The sequence below is a fragment of the Tessaracoccus sp. MC1756 genome (assembly GCF_014164735.1).
Lineage (GTDB): Bacteria > Actinomycetota > Actinomycetes > Propionibacteriales > Propionibacteriaceae > Arachnia.
On record NZ_JACJFZ010000001.1, the window covers coordinates 198530 to 213474 of the forward strand.

Genomic DNA, 14945 nt, shown 5'->3' on the forward strand with positions numbered 1-14945 from the left:
GTCATTTCCTAACCCCGGGCGGCCAGGGCTTTCATCGACTGATACGCAGTGGCCGGCCGGAAGGTTGCAGAGCCGGCGGAGGATTCTCCGCCCGAGCGTCAGAGCACCATCGCCGCGACCCAGCCGGCGGCCAGGAGGGGGAGGTTGAAGTGCAGGAAGGTGGGGATGACGGTGTCGCGGATGTGGTCGTGCTGGCCGTCGGCGTTGAGACCGGCCGTGGGGCCCAGCGTCGAGTCCGACGCGGGGGAGCCGGCGTCGCCGAGGGCACCGGCGGTGCCGATGATCGAGACGGTCGCCAGTGGGGAGAAGCCCAACGCCAGGCAGAGCGGCACGTAGATCGCGGTGATGATCGGCAGCGTCGAGAACGAGCTGCCGATGCCCATGGTCACGAGCAGGCCGACGAACAGCATGGCGAACGCGGCCATGCCGCGGTTGTCGCCGAAGAGCTCCGAGGTGCCCTCGACGAGCGGACCGATCTCGCCCGTGGCCTGCATGACGGCCGCGAATCCCTGCGCCGAGATCATGATGAAGCCGATGAGTGCCATCATCTTCATGCCGCCGGTGAACACGTGCTCCGCGTCGGTGAACTTCACGGCGCCGGTGACCACGAAGATGCAGAGGCCCACCAGTGCGCCCACGAGAAGTGAGTCCGCGGCGGAGTCGATGAGGGTCAGCCAGGTCTGGATGGCGAAGCAGGCGACGATCGCCACCAGTGCGATGAAGACCTTCTTCCTGTCGATCGCCTTCGGCGCCTCCACGTCCACGACGGCGGTCGTGTCATAGCCCCTCGGGCGGCGGTAGGTGACGCCGACTGCGAGGAGCAGGCCGATGACCATGCCCAGCGCCGGGATCCACATGGCCTGCATCACCGGCACGTCGCTCACGTCGAGGCCGGACTTGAGGATGTTGCCGTAGAGGATGTCGTACAGGAAGATCTTGCCGAAGCCGATGGGCAGGAACATATAGGTGGTGACCAGGCCGAACGTCAGGACACACGCCATGGCGCGGCGGTCGAGCCGCAGCCGGTTCATGACCACCAGGAGCGGCGGGATCAGCAGCGGGATGAACGCGATGTGCACGGGGATCAGGTTCTGGCTCATGATCGCCATCGCCAGCACGCCGGTGAGCATGCCCCACTTGGCCCAGGCCGCCACCTTCTGTGAGGTGGACATGTCGGCGCTGTCGAGCTTGGCGATGAACCAGTTCGCGAGCAGCTGCGGCAGACCGGAGTGGGCCACGGCCATGGCGAAGGCGCCCAGCAGTGCGTAGCTCAGCGCGATCTTCGCGCCCCCGGCGAGGCCGTCCTGGAAGGCCACCATCGTCGCTTCGAGGCCCAACCCGGCGGTCAGGCCGCCGACGAGGGCGCCGAGGAACAGCGCCAAGACCACATGGACGCGCAGTACCGACAGGATCAGCATCACGAGGACGGACAGCACGACGGCGTTCATGGGCAGCCTTCGGGGGCTAGGTGACAGGGGCCGGGGAGCATCCTAAGTGCCGGGTGCCTCCGGCGCCGCACCGGGTCAGGCGTCGAGTTCCGCCAGTGCTGTCAGCAGTTGCTGCGACGGCGCGAGGTGGCCCACCTTCGTGCCGTGGCCCAGCACCGGCTCGGGATCGAGCGCTTCGAGGGCCGCCGACGTGTGGCCGAGCGCCTTCAGGACCGCCACCGCCACGGGCACGGTGCCGCGGTGGCGACCGTCGGTGATCTTGATGGCGATTCCCGTGCCGTCGGGCAGGCCGAGCGCCAGGGTGCCCTCGGCACCGGCCTTGCAGATGAGGCCGGGGACCTCGCGGTGGTAGACGACCTCGTCGCGTCGGGTGCCCGACGCGAACTCGGGGTGGGCGCGGAACGCGTCTGCCAGCCGCCGCTCGGGGCCGTCCGTCGCGCCGGCGATCTTTCCGAAGGCGCGCGCGAGCCCGGTGAGGCTGGTGGGGAAGGCGGGGGCGCCGCAACCGTCGACGACGGGGTCGCCCACGGGCTCACCGGTCTGGGCGGCCAACTCCTCGCGGATGGCCACCTGCAGGGGGTGGTCCGGGCTCAGGTACGTGTCGGTGGGCCAGCCGGCGCGCACGCAGGTGCGCAGCATCGCCGAGTGTTTCCCAGAGCAGTTGTGCGCGATCGCCTCCGCGCCCCGGCCCTGCGCCAGCCAGGCGTCGAGGGGGACGCGGGAGGGGAAGGCCAGCGTGGTCTGCAGGTGCGCGGGGGAGAGGCCGGCGCCCTCGAGGACGCGGTGGGCGCCGTCGACATGGATGGGCTCGCCGTCGTGGGAGGCTCCGGCGAGCGCGAGCTCGGTGCCCTCGACGTCGAGCCCGTAGCGCAGCATGGCCACCGCCTGGATGGGTTTGACGGCTGAACGGGCGAGGAACGGGGTGGAGGCGTCCCCCAGCGCGAGGCGCACGCCGTCTGGGCCGGTGACGGCGACCGCGCCGTGGTGGATCGCTTCGAGGTACGGGCCGCGCCACACCTCGGCGAGCGCGGGATCGAGACTGCTGACCATTCCGCCACCCTGCCACCGCCGCCGGAAAGACCCCAAATCCAGATTCGGGGTGCCGGACGGGACCGAATCCAGATCCCGGGGCGTCGGGCGGCCGCGCGGGGAAGGCCCCAAATCCAGATTCGGGGTGCCGGACCGGACCGAATCCAGATCCGGGGCGTCGGGCCGCCGCGCGGGGAAGGCCCCAAATCCAGATTCGGGGTGCCGGACCGCCCCACATCTGGATTCGGGGGGAAAAGCGCGGAAGTGAAGCGCCGATCCGGATGGGGTAGAGTGATCCAAGGTTCCTCGCGCGGCGGTAACTCGCCCAACTCCCCCAGGGTCGGAAGGCAGCAAGGGTAAGTGAGCTCTTCCGGGTGCGCGAGGGGCCCTTTTTCTTTGCCCGGTGAATGTCCGGAGGCTGCAATAGGGTGGGAATCGTGGACGACGAGTACATCGAAGAAGACGAGTACGCCCCCATCGCTGATGAGGGTCCCGGCTTCGAGCCCATGGACGGGCCCAGCCTGTTCGACGATGAGCCGGCGCCCGGTGCCATCCCTGAGCAGACGGGCCCCAGCCTCTTCGCGGAGGTGGAGCCGGACGAGGAGCCTGAGCTGCCGGCCGTGACGCACGTGCCGCCGTCGAAGCTCGACCACAGCCCGCGCATCGAGGCTCCCGCGGCACCGCTGGCGCTCTACCGCCGCTACCGTCCGGATTCGTTCGCTGACGTGATCGGCCAGGAGCACGTCACCGTCCCCCTGCAACGCGCCTTGAAGAACAACCGTGTCAACCACGCCTACCTGTTCTCCGGCCCGCGCGGCTGCGGCAAGACCACCTCTGCGCGCATCTTGGCGCGCTGCCTCAACTGTGTGGAAGGCCCTACGGACACCCCGTGCGGGATCTGCCGGTCCTGCGTGGACCTCGCCCGCGGCGGCCCCGGGTCCATCGACGTGATCGAGATCGACGCGGCCTCGCACGGTGGCGTCGACGACGCACGTGACCTGCGCGAGCGCGCCTACTTCGCGCCTGTGGCCAGCCGCTACAAGATCTACATCGTCGACGAGGCCCACATGGTCACGACGGCGGGCTTCAACGCGCTGCTCAAGCTCGTGGAGGAGCCGCCGCCGCATGCCAAGTTCATCTTCGCCACGACGGAGCCGGAGAAGGTCATCGGCACCATCCGCTCCCGCACGCACCACTACCCGTTCCGGCTGGTGCCGCCGAAGGTGCTGAGTGACTACCTGGCCAGCATCTGTGACGCCGAGGGCGTGGCGGTGGACCGCACCGCGCTCCCGCTCGTGGTGCGCGCCGGGGCCGGCTCGGTGCGCGATTCGCTGTCGGTGCTGGACCAGCTGCTCGGCGGGGCCGACGAGGAGGGCGTCAGCTACTCGCAGGCCGCCGCGCTCCTGGGCTACACGCCGGATGCGCTGCTCGACGACATCATGGACGCCTTCGCCGCCGGCGATTCCGCAGGTGTCTTCCACACCATCGACAAGGTCATCGAGGTGGGCCAGGACCCCCGGCGCTTCGCCGAAGACCTGCTGCGCCGGCTCCGTGACCTTGTGATCCTGGCCGCCGTGCCGGAAGCCGCCACCAACGGCCTGCTCGAGGTGGCGGCAGATCAGGCGCAGCGCCTCGCCACGCAGGTGGCGGGGATGGGCTCGGGCGAGCTGACGCGCGCCGCAGAGGTGATCGCCACCGGCCTCACGGAGATGCGCGGCACGACGGCGCCTCGGCTCCACCTGGAGTTGATGTGCGCCCGCGTCCTCCTGCCGGGTGCGGACGCCGACGAGCGCGGCCTGCACGCCCGGATGGACAGGCTCGAGCGCCGCGTCGGCATGATGGGCAGCGGCGAGGCCGCCCCCGTCGAAGACTGGCAGGACACCGGTGCGGCCCGCCCGCGCCAGCCCGAGCGGCCGCGCGCGGCGGAGCACGAGCGCCAGCGTCCGGCGCCCGCAGCCGCCGAGACGGCAGCGGTCGCAGAACAGCAGCGGCCCACGCCCGAGCAGCCCGCCCAGCGTCCCGCTGCAGCCCAACGTCCTGCGGCCGAGCAGCCCGCCGCGGCCGAGCAGCGCCCGGCCCCCGAGCAGCGTCCCGCCGGTGAACAGCGCCCCGCGCCGGCGCAGCGCCCGGCTCCTGAGCAGCGGCCCGCCCCGCAGCCGGAGGCCGCCCCGCAGCCGGAGGTCGCCCCGGAGCCTGCCGTGCAGCAGCGGCGCCCCGCTTCCCAGGGCCAGCTCACCGCCGCCGAGCTGCGGCGCGTCTGGCCCAACGTGCTCGACGAGGTCAAGCGCCGCCGTCGGTTCACCTTCATGCTGCTCAGCAACCACGCGCAGGTGGTCGACATCACCGACGGTGCCCTCGTGCTCGGCTTCGATGCGCCCGGCCCCCGGGAGAACTTCGGTTCCGGCGGCAGCGCCGATGTGTTGGCGGACGCCCTCATCGAGGTGATCGGCGTCGAGCTGCGCATCCAGTCGGTGCTGGCCAGCGGCGAGCAGGATGCCCGCCCGGCGCAGCGGCCCCAGGGAGCACCCGTCGCCCCGGATGAGCCTGATCCCCACCCCGAGCCGCAGCAGCGCGCCCGGATGGAGCCGCCCCCGCCGTCGGAGCAGGTGTCAGCGGACGACGCGGTGCTCGACGCGGGCCACAACGCCGAGGAACTGCTCAGCAATGCGTTCGGCGCCGAGGTCATCTCGGTGCGGGATGCCGACGACGACTGATGCTGACCGTCCGGCCGGCCTTCTATGCTTGTAACCGACCCCCACTCAGGAGTGAGAAATGTTTGGCGACTTTGACATCAACGCGCTGATGCAGCAGGCGCAGAAGCTGCAGACAGATCTGCAGGCGGCGCAGGAGGAACTGGGCAACCAGTCGTTCACCGGCACCGCAGGCGGCGGCCTCGTCAGCGTGACCCTGAGCGGTAAGGGCGACATGCAGGAGATCGAGCTCCAGCCCGCCGCAGTGGATCCCGACGACATCGAGACGCTGCAGGCCCTCATTGTGGCCGCGTTCCGTTCCGCCAGGGCAGAGGTGGACGCCGCCACGGCCGCCACGCTTCCCGAACTCCCCACCATGCCCGGCATGCCGGGCTTCGGGGGCTGAGTGTACGAAGGCGCAATCCAGGAACTGATCGATGAGCTGAGCCGGCTGCCGGGCATCGGTCCGCGCAGCGCGCAGCGCATCGCGTTCCACCTCCTCGATGCACCCGAGGAGGATGTCTACGCGCTTGCCGACACGCTCCGGAGGGTCAAGCAGCTCGCCCGCTTCTGCGAGGTGTGTTTCAACGTCTCGCAGGAGGAGCGCTGCCGCATCTGCCGCGATCCCCGGCGCGACCGCTCCCAGCTGTGCGTCGTGGAGGAATCCAAGGACGTGGTGGCCATCGAGCGCACCAACGAGTTCCGCGGGCTCTACCACGTGCTGGGCGGATCCATCTCGCCCATCGAGGGCCGCGGCCCGGCAGACCTGCACACCCGCGAGTTGTTCCAGCGCCTTGCCGACGGGGAGGTGCAGGAGGTCATCCTCGCCACAGATCCCGACACGCAGGGCGAGGCCACCGCGTCGTACCTCAGCCGCATGCTCAATGATTTCGGTGTCCGGGTGACCAGGCCGGCCTCCGGCCTGCCCGTCGGCGGAGACCTGGAATACGCGGACCAGGCAACGCTGAGCAGGGCCTTCGAGGGCCGCCGCATCCTCATCGAACGGCACGCACCAGCCGGGTGACGAAGGCTATGGACCTGCCCCACCCGTCGGCTTAGGCTGCTCAGTGAGCCACCGGGCTCACGATGAGAAGGGGCCAACGATGACCGACACCACTCTCAAGGGCGCGCCCATCTGGGTCGAGCTCTACGCGCAGGACCTCCCCAAGGCCCAGGCCTTCTACGGCAGCCTGTTCGGCTGGCGGTTCGACAACTCCGGCGAGGAGTACGGCAACTACCACATGATCATGCGCGCTGACGAGGTTGTCGGCGGCGCCATGGTGCAGCAGCCCGACATGGGCATCCCCACCTGGTGCATCTACCTCCGCACAGACGACATCCGCGCCATGACGGAGCGGGCCCGGCAGGCGGGCGGCGAGATCCACGTCGAGCCCATGGAGATCCCCGGGCAGGGCACCATGGCGTTCCTCAGCGACTCCACCGGGGCCGCCCTCGGCGCCTGGCAGAGCGACACCGTCGCCATCCAGGCAAAGGACAAGCCGGGCGCCCCCGTCTGGTTCGAACTCATGACCGGCAACTACGACGCGGCCTTGGAGTTCTACCGCGACGTCTTCCAGTGGGACGTGCAGCCCGTGGGCGACCAGGGGATGGAGTGGCAGTACGCCACCAACGGCCAGGGCGACGACGCGGTGGCCGGCCTGTGCGACGCCTCGGAGTTCGTCCCCTCCAAGGTGCCCGTGTCCTACTGGCGCGTCTACTTCTCAGTGGCGGATACCGACGAGGCGATCGGCAGGATCCAGGAACTGGGTGGCCGGCTCGTCGACGGGCCGATGGATTCTCCCAACGGGCGGGTGGCCACTGTGGAGGACGACCAGGGCGTCCAGTTCCAGATCGTCGACTGACCCGGCCTGGCCTCAGCGGAACGTGAGTTCGCGGTTCGTGGAGGAGGCGCGACGGCGGGCCCGTGCCAGGCGCCGGCGCAGGCCGCCGTCGGCGAGATAGGCGGCGACGGCGCGTTGCAGCAACAATGGGGGAGCGGCGCCCGTCGCGTCGGCCGCCCCGACGATCTCGGCATGCCACGAGGGCGGCGCCACCAGGTAACCGGTGCCCACGCCCCGTCCGATCACCGCCGCGAACGTGCCCAGATGGGCCACGACGGGGGGGTCCAGGCTCCACAGCGTGGGCAGTGGCGGGCCGAGGTGGCGGCGTTCGGAGTCGAAGTCGTCCTCCACCAGCACCACGCCCTCGTCGCGCGCCCAGGCGATCATGGCCTGCCGGTGGCGGGCGGACAGTGCCCCGCCGTTGGGGTACTGGTGGTTGGGTGTGACGATCGCCAGGTCGATGGGGGAGCCACGGTGGGCGCGGCTCAGTGCCTCCAGGTGCGGGCCCGCCGTGCCGACGGGCAGCGCCGCGGTGTCCACGGCCGAATGTTCCAGCAGTCGCCGCAGGCCCGGGAAGCCGGGCGACTCGACGGCGACCCGCGGGCGCCTGCCCGCCCGCCGCGCCGCCACCGCGAGCAGCAACGACAGCCCGGAGCGCGCACCGGACGTCACCGTGATGCGGTCCGCCTCGACCACCACGCCGCGCATGTGGCGCAGGTGTTCGGCCACCGCTTCCGCCAGCGCGGGGACCGGCTCGTCCGTCACGGCTCGCCGCCAGGCACTGCGCCAGGCGGCGTCGTCGGGCCAGGCCCCGCCGTCGGAGGCCGTGAGCAGTTGGATGGGGTCACGGTTGGTTTCGGGCCGTTTTCCGGCGTGTCGGGGCGATGACCCCATCCGATTGCTCACGGTGGGGGCTGAAACCGAGCGCAGGTCAGGGTTGACGACGGTGCCGGAGCGGTCCCGGGCCACGAGGTATTCCTCGGCGACGAGTTGGTCGTAGGCAGCCGCCACGGTGCCGCGCGAAACTCCCAGGGCGGCGGCGGCCGCCCGTGTCGACGGCACCGGTTCGCCGGGAAGAAGCGAGCCCAGCGCCACGAAGTCGCGGATGCCGGCCGCCACCTGAACGGGCAGCGGTGCGGCCCCGGGGGAGCGATCCAGCGGGAGCTCCCGGAACGCGTCGATGTGCATGGACGCAGCCTACCCACTGGCCCATCGTTCCCTTCGCCGCAACGAACTCCGCAGGTCCAGCCGGCCGGTCCGTCGACGGGGGCCCCCGCGCCCGGCCGGTTGGCCAGGTCGTCCACAACTGTTCATCCAGCGGTCACCTGGACGACCGGATCCTGCCCACTTGGTCCGATGGGATAGCTGTGCCCGATCGCCTACCACCCAAGGGGTTTCGAATGAAGCGTCTGCTTCCCATGCTCGGCCACACGCGCGGCAACCGCTCGCCCATCACCTGCGAACTGAAGTGCGGCAACGCCTGTTCGCATCCCGAGCCGAACACCACTGAGAACGAGTCGTTCCGCGACATCGTCTCCGCCGTGTTCTCCCGCCGTGCCGCACTGGGCGGCGCCGCAGGCATCACCGGCGCCCTCGTCGTGTCGCACGTCACCGCCGGTACCGCCGCCGCGGACAACGGCGTCCTTCCGCAGGGCGGCGGGAAGCTCCCCTTCGAGGCCATCGCCCCGGTGCCGCGCTCTGTGGACACCGTCACTGTGCCCCGCGGCTACCGCTGGGACCCGATCATCCGGTGGGGCGACCCGATCCTCGCCGACGCCCCGGATTTCGACATCGAGAACCAGACCGGCGCTGCGCAGGCCCAGCAGTTCGGCTACAACTGCGACTACCTCAACGTCATCTCTGACGGCGGCAACGACCGTTCGGGCTACCTCGTGTGCAACCACGAGTACACCAACGAAGGCATCATGTTCTCCGACGCCTTCCGCCTCGGGAACGCCAAGGAGGTCGTCGACATCGCGCTGGCCGCCCACGGCTTCTCGGTGGTCGACCTGCAGCGCGACAAGCAGGGCCAGCCCTGGACGTACGTGCGCGCCGGCCGTCGCAACCGTCGCATCACCGGCTTCACCTCCTTCTCGGTCTCCGGCCCCGCCGCCGGCTCAGACTTGCTGAAGACCGCCGACGACCCCACCGGCACCCTCGTCGAGGGCACCCTCAACAACTGCGCCGGCGGCACGACCCCGTGGGGCACCGTCCTCTCCGGCGAGGAGAACTTCAACCAGTACTTCCGCGGCGACGGCTCGGCCGAGCACGCGCGCTACGGCATCGGCTCTGGCGCCACCGGCCGCGGCTGGGAGACGGTCTACCCCCGCTTCGATTTGCGCAACGAGGGGTACGCCAACGAGGGGAACCGGTTCGGCTGGGTCGTCGAGATCGACCCGGAGGACCCCACCTCCACCCCGGTCAAGCACACCGCGCTGGGCCGCTTCAAGCACGAGGCGGGCACCTGCGTGATCGCGCCGTCGGGCCAGGCGGTGGTCTATTCCGGCGACGACGAGCGCCACGACTACGTGTACAAGTTCGTGTCGTCGCGCACCTTCATCCAGGGCGACAAGCAGCACAACATGCGCCTCCTCGAGGACGGCACGCTCTACGTGGCGCGCTACCACGGCAACTCGCCCGACGCCGAGATCACCGGCGACGGCGACCTTCCGGCCGACGGCGCCTTCGACGGCTACGGCGAGTGGGTCCCGCTGGTGCGCGGCACCGCATCGCTGGTGCCGGGCATGACCGCTGAGCAGGTGCTCGTCTTCACGCGCCTCGCCGCGGACCGCGTCGGCGCCACCAAGTTGGACCGGCCCGAGGACCTGGAGACCAACCCGGTTTCCGGCAAGGTCTACCTGGCGCTCACCAACAACTCGCGCCGCAGCGCCGTCGACGAGGCCAACCCGCTCACCGCGAACCGCGACGGCCACATCGTCGAGATGGTCGAGGACGGCAACGACCACGCCGCCGAGAAGTTCAGCTGGAACATCCTGATGCTCTGCGGTGACCCCCGCACCTCGACCCGCACCTACTTCTCCGGCTACCCGGCCGACAAGGTCTCACCGATCTCCTGCCCCGACAACATCGCGTTCGACTCCCTGGGCAACCTCTGGATCTCGACCGACGGCCAGCCTGGCACGTTGGGCCTGTGCGACGCCCTGCACAAGGTCACCGTCGACGGCCCGAACCGCGGCCGGGTCGAGCAGTTCCTCGCAGTGCCCTCGGCTTCCGAGACCTGCGGCCCGGTCATCCACGACCGCGACGACTCGGTCTTCGTGGCCGTGCAGCACCCGGGTGAGGACGGCCGTTGGGGCGCCCACACCTCCCTGTGGCCGGATCAGCTCCCGGCGGACGGCCCGGTCCAGGTCGGCGACAAGGTGGCGGCACCGCGTCCCTCCGTCGTCCAGGTGACCCGCACCTCGGGCAACCGCTCGGCCAAGATCAAGTAGCGCGCACGTGGGGGGGCGGGCCGCGTCGGCGGTCCGCCCCTCCGCATCCCCACTAGCGTGGAGCACGTGATCCCAGGTCCGTTCCGCGCACTCGTCGCCGGCCGCCCCGCCGACGTGCTCGGCGCGCGCCCGATCGACGGCGACACCTGGCTGGCCCGGCTCCCCAATCTGATCGAGGAGCACCTGGCCCGCTGGGACCTCACGCCCGACGGCGACCCGTGGCACGGCGAGAACGCACTGGTGCTGCCGGTGCTCCACGACGGCCAGCCCGCCGTCGTGAAGGTGGGCTGGCCGCACCACGAGGCGGATCTCGAGCATCTGGCCCTGAGGCTCTGGGACGGCCACGGCGCCGTCCGGCTCATCGCCGCCAACCCTGCGGCCGACGCGCTGTTGCTGGAGCGGCTCGACGCCTCCCGCCCGCTCACCTCAGCCTCCGTCCTGGATTCCTGCGAGACCATCGGTGGACTCTTCCGCAGCCTCGACCGCGAGGGTTCGCCGCAGTTCCCGAGGGTCGCCGACAAGGCCAGACGGTGGCGCGGCCAGCTGGCCGCGGCCGACCGCACCGTTCCCCGACGCCTTGCGGAGCAGGCACACAGCACGCTCGACGATCTCCTCGCCGGCCCCGTCCCCGGCCGGCTGGTGCACGAGGACCTCCACGACGCCAACGTGCTCGCGCCGCTGGACCCGGCACGCGGCGACTGGCTCGCGATCGACCCCAAGCCCGTCGTCGGGGAGTGGGCCTATGCCGTGGCCCCGGTGGTGTGGAACCGCGCCGACGTGGCGGCCCGCGCGCACAACCTGCGGGCCCATGTGCGGCTCCGCGCCGACGTCGTGGCCGATGCCGCCGGGCTCGACCTCGACCGCGCCTACGCCTGGACCTTCGTCCGGTTGGTGCTCAACGCCGTCTGGGCGGCCGGATATGCGCCGGCCTCCGACGACTTCCGCGGCCGGATGATCACCCTGGCCAAGGCCTTCGCAGATCCGCCGGACTGACCCGGTGTGGTTTGTCCGGGGCAGGTTGTAGGTTGCTGGGGTGCCTACACCAGTGATCTCCGCCCGCGGCTTGACGAAGCGCTACGGCAGCTTCACCGCCGTCGACGGCATCGATTTCGACATCGCGCCCGGCGAATCCTTCGGCTTCCTCGGCCCCAACGGCGCGGGCAAGTCCACCACCATGCGGATGATCGCGGCCACGTCCACCCGCTCCGACGGCGCACTCAGCGTGCTGGGCCTCGACACCAACCGGCACGGACCGGAGATCCGCGCGCAGCTGGGCATCGTCCCCCAGGGCGACCTCCTCGACGAGGAACTGCGGGTCATCGACAACCTCTACGTCTACGGCCGCTATTTCGGGCTGCCCCGCGCCTACGTCAGGGCACGCGCTGAGGAGCTCCTCGATTTCGCGCAGCTTCGCGAGAAGCGCACGGCCCGGGTGGACGGGCTCTCGGGCGGCATGAAGCGCCGCCTCACCATCGCCCGAGGGCTGATCAACAACCCCAAGGTGATGCTGCTCGACGAGCCCACCACAGGCCTGGATCCGCAGGCCCGCCACGTCCTGTGGGACCGTCTCTTCCGGCTGAAGGAGGAGGGCGTCACGCTGGTGGTGACCACGCACTTCATGGACGAGGCGGAGCAGTTGTGCGACCGGCTCGTCGTGATCGACAAGGGCAGGATCGTCGCCGAGGGTTCGCCGCAGCAGCTCATCAGGCAGTACGCCACCCGCGAGGTGCTGGAGGTCCGCTTCGGTTCGTCGCGCAACCAGGCGGCCGCGGGACGGCTCGACGGGATCGGTGAGCGGCAGGAACTCCTCCCGGACAGGGTGCTGATCTACGCCGACAACGGCGAACACGCGCTGCAGTCCGTCGTCGAGCGGGGGCTGGAGCCCGTCACCTCGTTGGTGCGCAGGTCGTCGCTGGAGGACGTGTTCCTCCGCCTCACAGGCAGGAGCCTGATCGAATGAGCCTCGCCACGGACAAACCGGTGATCGACACCCGGCTCACGGCAGACCACCGCGTCGTCGCCCGCATGGGGTGGTGGGCGGTGGTGGAGCAGTGGGTGATGCACATGCGCGCCTACCTCGCTACGCTCCTGCTGACCGGGATCGGGTCGCCGTTCATCTACCTCCTGGGCCTCGGCGCCGGGCTGGGGGTCCTCGTCGACGACGGCAAGGGCATCGACGGCGTGCAGTACCTCACGTTCGTGGCGCCGGCGCTGGTGCTGGCCAGCGCCATGCAGGTGGCGTCGCAGGAGAACACCTTCGGTGTGTTCGGTGGCTTCAAGTGGAACAACCTGTTCAACGCCATGCGGTTGACCCCCATCACGCCTGGCCAGATGGCGGGTGGCTTCCAGGCGGCAGTGATGGTGCGCGTCCTCCCCATGATCGGGTTCTACCTGGTGGCGCTGCTCGTGTTCGGCATCGGCCGGTGGTGGGGAGTGCTGCTGTTGTTGCCCATCGGCCTGCTGCTCGCCGTGGCGGTGGGCTTCAGCGTGATGGCGTGGGTCTCGACGCAGAAGGACGAGCGCGGCCAGTTGAGCTTCATCGAGCGGTTCATCATCGTGCCGCTCACCCTGTTCTCCGGCACCTACTTCCCGCTGGAGACGCTGCCCGGCTACCTGCAACCCATCGGCTGGGTGTCGCCGCTGTGGCACGCCGCCGAACTGGGCCGAACCGTCCTCTACGGCGCGCCCCTGACGGTGGGCATGGGCCTCATCCACGTCGGCTTCCTGGCCGCCATGGCCGTCGTCGGCGGGCTGCTGTCCGTGCGCCACTTCCGCAGGAGGTTGGATCAGTGAGCACAGATTCCCTCGCCCGGCAGACGCGGGTGCCGAAGGCGCTGCGCGGCATCTACCGCGGCAACACCCGCTCGGTGGTCGCCCGTGGCATGAAGGTGATCGCCCGTAACAACTACCTCGTCGTGCTGTCAGGGTTCTTCGAGCCGGTGTTCTACCTGCTGTCCATGGGCCTCGGCCTCGGAGCACTGATCGGTGGCGTCGAGTTCTACGGCCGCGAGGTGCCCTACGCGGCCTACATCGCGCCGTCGCTGATGGCGGTGTCGGCCATGAATGGCGCGCTGTACGACTCCACCACCAACGTGTTCTTCCGGATGCGCTACGGCAAGTTGTACGAGCAGATGCTGTCCACGTCGCTAGGCCCCATGGACGTGGCGCTCGGTGAGATATTCATGGCGCTGTTCCGCGGTCTCCTCTACGCCAGCGGGTTCATGGTGGTCACCACGCTGCTCGACCTCAACCTCTCGTGGACGGCCCTGCTTGCCATCCCCGCGGCGCTGGTCGTGGCCTGTGGTTTCGCCTCCGTGGGCCTCGCGGCGACGAGCTACATGACGTCTTTCCAGCACCTCGACCTGGTGTTCTTCGTGATGCTGCCGATGTTCCTCCTCTCGGCCACGTTCTTCCCCATCACCGTCTACCCGGAGGCGGTGCAGTGGGTGATCATGGCCCTGCCGCTCTGGCACGGGGTGGACATGATCCGCCAGTTGACGACGGGCCTGATCCAGCCGTCGATGTGGGCGCACCTCGGCTACTTCGCGGTGATGATCCTCATCGGCGTCACGGTCGCCACCAAGAGGCTCAAAGCCCTCTTCCTCCGATGAGATCGCAGGGGACACTGGATCTCAGGAGAGTCATCCGTCTGGGCCGACTGATCATCCGGAGTAGGCTTCTCCCGTGGCTGGTGATGTGCAGTCAGTGGCAAAGGCGGCCCTGATTCTCGGCGTGTTCGATCGGATGAACCGCCTGCTCACCGTGCGCGAAATCTCGTCGAAGACCGGAATTCCGCGTAGCACGGTGCATGACCTCTGCCGGACCCTCGTGACAGCCAACCTGCTGGAAGCCAGGCCCGATGGCGGCTTCCAGTTGGGAATCGGGCTGGCGATGCTCGGCGGGCAGGTCATCGAGCGGCAAGGCCTGGTGGACGCGGCCCAGCAGCCCATTCAACGTCACCTCGACAGGTTCGGCGTCGAGGTCCATGTTGCCGCCTACCTCCCTGGTGCCGTCTTCTATGCCTACCGGAAACGGGCCTCGACCCGCGTCGCCACCATCAACCGAACCGGCCGAAGGTGGGCGATTCACGCCTCTGGCTGTGGGCGTGCCGTGTTGGCGACCATGTCGCAGGCGGCCAGGAATGCGGAACTCGGACCGCTCCTGACGGCGGAGGAACAAGAGTCGCTGGAGGAAGAACTGACGGGGTGGGAGCGTTTCGGCTACATCGTGACGGACGTGAGCCAACCCGGTATCCGGTCTGTTGCGTCGCCGGTGTTCGACAGCACCAATCTCGCCATGGGAGCGATCGGGATCGGCGACACGGCGGCATCCATGAACCGGACGAGAGTCCAGGAGCTCGGGGCGGCGGTGCGCCAAGCGGCCATCGAAACCTCGCGCGCCATGGGCTGGACCGGAACAGCACGTGAGTTGCGCTGAGCGCGAGCCAGGGGGCAGGTGACGACCCACCCCCTGGCTCTCCGCTGC

Annotated in this window: 13 protein-coding genes and 1 other RNA gene; 11 read left to right on the plus strand and 3 right to left on the minus strand. The window is 69.8% G+C overall.

Features of this window, described 5'->3' with window-relative positions; all coding sequences use genetic code 11:
* Positions 1 to 98: 98 nt before the first annotated feature.
* Entirely contained in the window at positions 99 to 1448 is a 1350-nt protein-coding gene (locus H5393_RS00920) for a Na+/H+ antiporter family protein (protein ID WP_182765156.1), read from the minus strand.
* Between the two features lie 75 nt (positions 1449 to 1523).
* On the minus strand, positions 1524 to 2498 hold the full coding sequence (locus tag H5393_RS00925) for an asparaginase (protein ID WP_182765157.1): 975 nt from the start codon (positions 2496 to 2498) through the stop codon (positions 1524 to 1526).
* A gap of 276 nt (positions 2499 to 2774) precedes the next feature.
* Between H5393_RS00925 and ffs the strand changes: the two genes are divergently transcribed.
* The 5 genes from ffs to H5393_RS00950 all read left to right on the plus strand — a co-directional run bounded on the left by ffs (position 2775) and on the right by H5393_RS00950 (position 7029).
* Positions 2775 to 2871: signal recognition particle sRNA small type (gene ffs, locus H5393_RS00930), an RNA gene on the plus strand.
* A 13-nt stretch (positions 2872 to 2884) separates the two neighbouring features.
* The gene (locus H5393_RS00935; protein WP_370585889.1) at positions 2885 to 5191 is read left to right on the plus strand and encodes a DNA polymerase III subunit gamma and tau; all 2307 of its coding nucleotides are present in this window, start codon (positions 2885 to 2887) and stop codon (positions 5189 to 5191) included.
* Between the two features lie 58 nt (positions 5192 to 5249).
* A complete protein-coding gene (locus H5393_RS00940; protein WP_182765158.1) occupies positions 5250 to 5573 on the plus strand; it encodes a YbaB/EbfC family nucleoid-associated protein in 324 nt (107 codons plus the stop codon).
* Entirely contained in the window at positions 5574 to 6191 is a 618-nt protein-coding gene (gene recR / locus H5393_RS00945; RefSeq protein ID WP_076062914.1) for a recombination mediator RecR, read from the plus strand.
* 79 nt (positions 6192 to 6270) lie between these two features.
* Positions 6271 to 7029, plus strand: a complete 759-nt coding sequence (locus H5393_RS00950) for a VOC family protein (RefSeq protein ID WP_182765159.1) — start codon at positions 6271 to 6273, stop codon at positions 7027 to 7029.
* 12 nt (positions 7030 to 7041) lie between these two features.
* On the opposite strand, the gene H5393_RS00955 is transcribed toward H5393_RS00950, so the two are convergent.
* Complete coding sequence (locus H5393_RS00955; protein ID WP_182765160.1) at positions 7042 to 8196, minus strand: PLP-dependent aminotransferase family protein; 1155 nt, start codon at positions 8194 to 8196, stop codon at positions 7042 to 7044.
* Between the two features lie 212 nt (positions 8197 to 8408).
* On the opposite strand from H5393_RS00955, the gene H5393_RS00960 reads away from it, so the two are divergent.
* From H5393_RS00960 to H5393_RS00985, 6 genes are all read left to right on the plus strand, one after another.
* On the plus strand, positions 8409 to 10460 hold the full coding sequence (locus H5393_RS00960; RefSeq protein ID WP_182765161.1) for a PhoX family phosphatase: 2052 nt from the start codon (positions 8409 to 8411) through the stop codon (positions 10458 to 10460).
* A gap of 66 nt (positions 10461 to 10526) precedes the next feature.
* Positions 10527 to 11453 carry an aminoglycoside phosphotransferase family protein gene (locus H5393_RS00965; RefSeq protein WP_220488135.1) on the plus strand — a complete coding sequence of 309 codons (927 nt, stop codon included), beginning with the start codon at positions 10527 to 10529 and terminating at the stop codon, positions 11451 to 11453.
* A 40-nt stretch (positions 11454 to 11493) separates the two neighbouring features.
* Positions 11494 to 12420 (plus strand): ABC transporter ATP-binding protein, encoded by a 927-nt coding sequence (locus H5393_RS00970; protein WP_182765162.1) that lies wholly within the window; start codon positions 11494 to 11496, stop codon positions 12418 to 12420.
* A complete protein-coding gene (locus tag H5393_RS00975) occupies positions 12417 to 13253 on the plus strand; it encodes an ABC transporter permease (RefSeq protein ID WP_182765163.1) in 837 nt (278 codons plus the stop codon). The genes H5393_RS00970 and H5393_RS00975 overlap by 4 nt, the downstream gene beginning before the upstream one ends.
* Positions 13250 to 14071: an ABC transporter permease gene (locus H5393_RS00980; protein ID WP_182765164.1), complete on the plus strand. Its 822-nt coding sequence runs from the start codon at positions 13250 to 13252 to the stop codon at positions 14069 to 14071. The genes H5393_RS00975 and H5393_RS00980 overlap by 4 nt, the downstream gene beginning before the upstream one ends.
* A gap of 73 nt (positions 14072 to 14144) precedes the next feature.
* Complete coding sequence (locus H5393_RS00985; protein ID WP_182765165.1) at positions 14145 to 14897, plus strand: IclR family transcriptional regulator C-terminal domain-containing protein; 753 nt, start codon at positions 14145 to 14147, stop codon at positions 14895 to 14897.
* Positions 14898 to 14945: the final 48 nt, after the last annotated feature.

Coding starts and splice junctions, on each gene's coding strand:
- H5393_RS00920 (WP_182765156.1), bottom strand. CDS start 1,448: ATGAACGCCGTCGTGCTGTCCGTCCTCGTGATGCTGATCCTGTCGGTA.
- H5393_RS00925 (WP_182765157.1), bottom strand. CDS start 2,498: ATGGTCAGCAGTCTCGATCCCGCGCTCGCCGAGGTGTGGCGCGGCCCG.
- H5393_RS00935 (WP_370585889.1), top strand. CDS start 2,885: ATGTCCGGAGGCTGCAATAGGGTGGGAATCGTGGACGACGAGTACATC.
- H5393_RS00940 (WP_182765158.1), top strand. CDS start 5,250: ATGTTTGGCGACTTTGACATCAACGCGCTGATGCAGCAGGCGCAGAAG.
- H5393_RS00950 (WP_182765159.1), top strand. CDS start 6,271: ATGACCGACACCACTCTCAAGGGCGCGCCCATCTGGGTCGAGCTCTAC.
- H5393_RS00955 (WP_182765160.1), bottom strand. CDS start 8,196: ATGCACATCGACGCGTTCCGGGAGCTCCCGCTGGATCGCTCCCCCGGG.
- H5393_RS00960 (WP_182765161.1), top strand. CDS start 8,409: ATGAAGCGTCTGCTTCCCATGCTCGGCCACACGCGCGGCAACCGCTCG.
- H5393_RS00975 (WP_182765163.1), top strand. CDS start 12,417: ATGAGCCTCGCCACGGACAAACCGGTGATCGACACCCGGCTCACGGCA.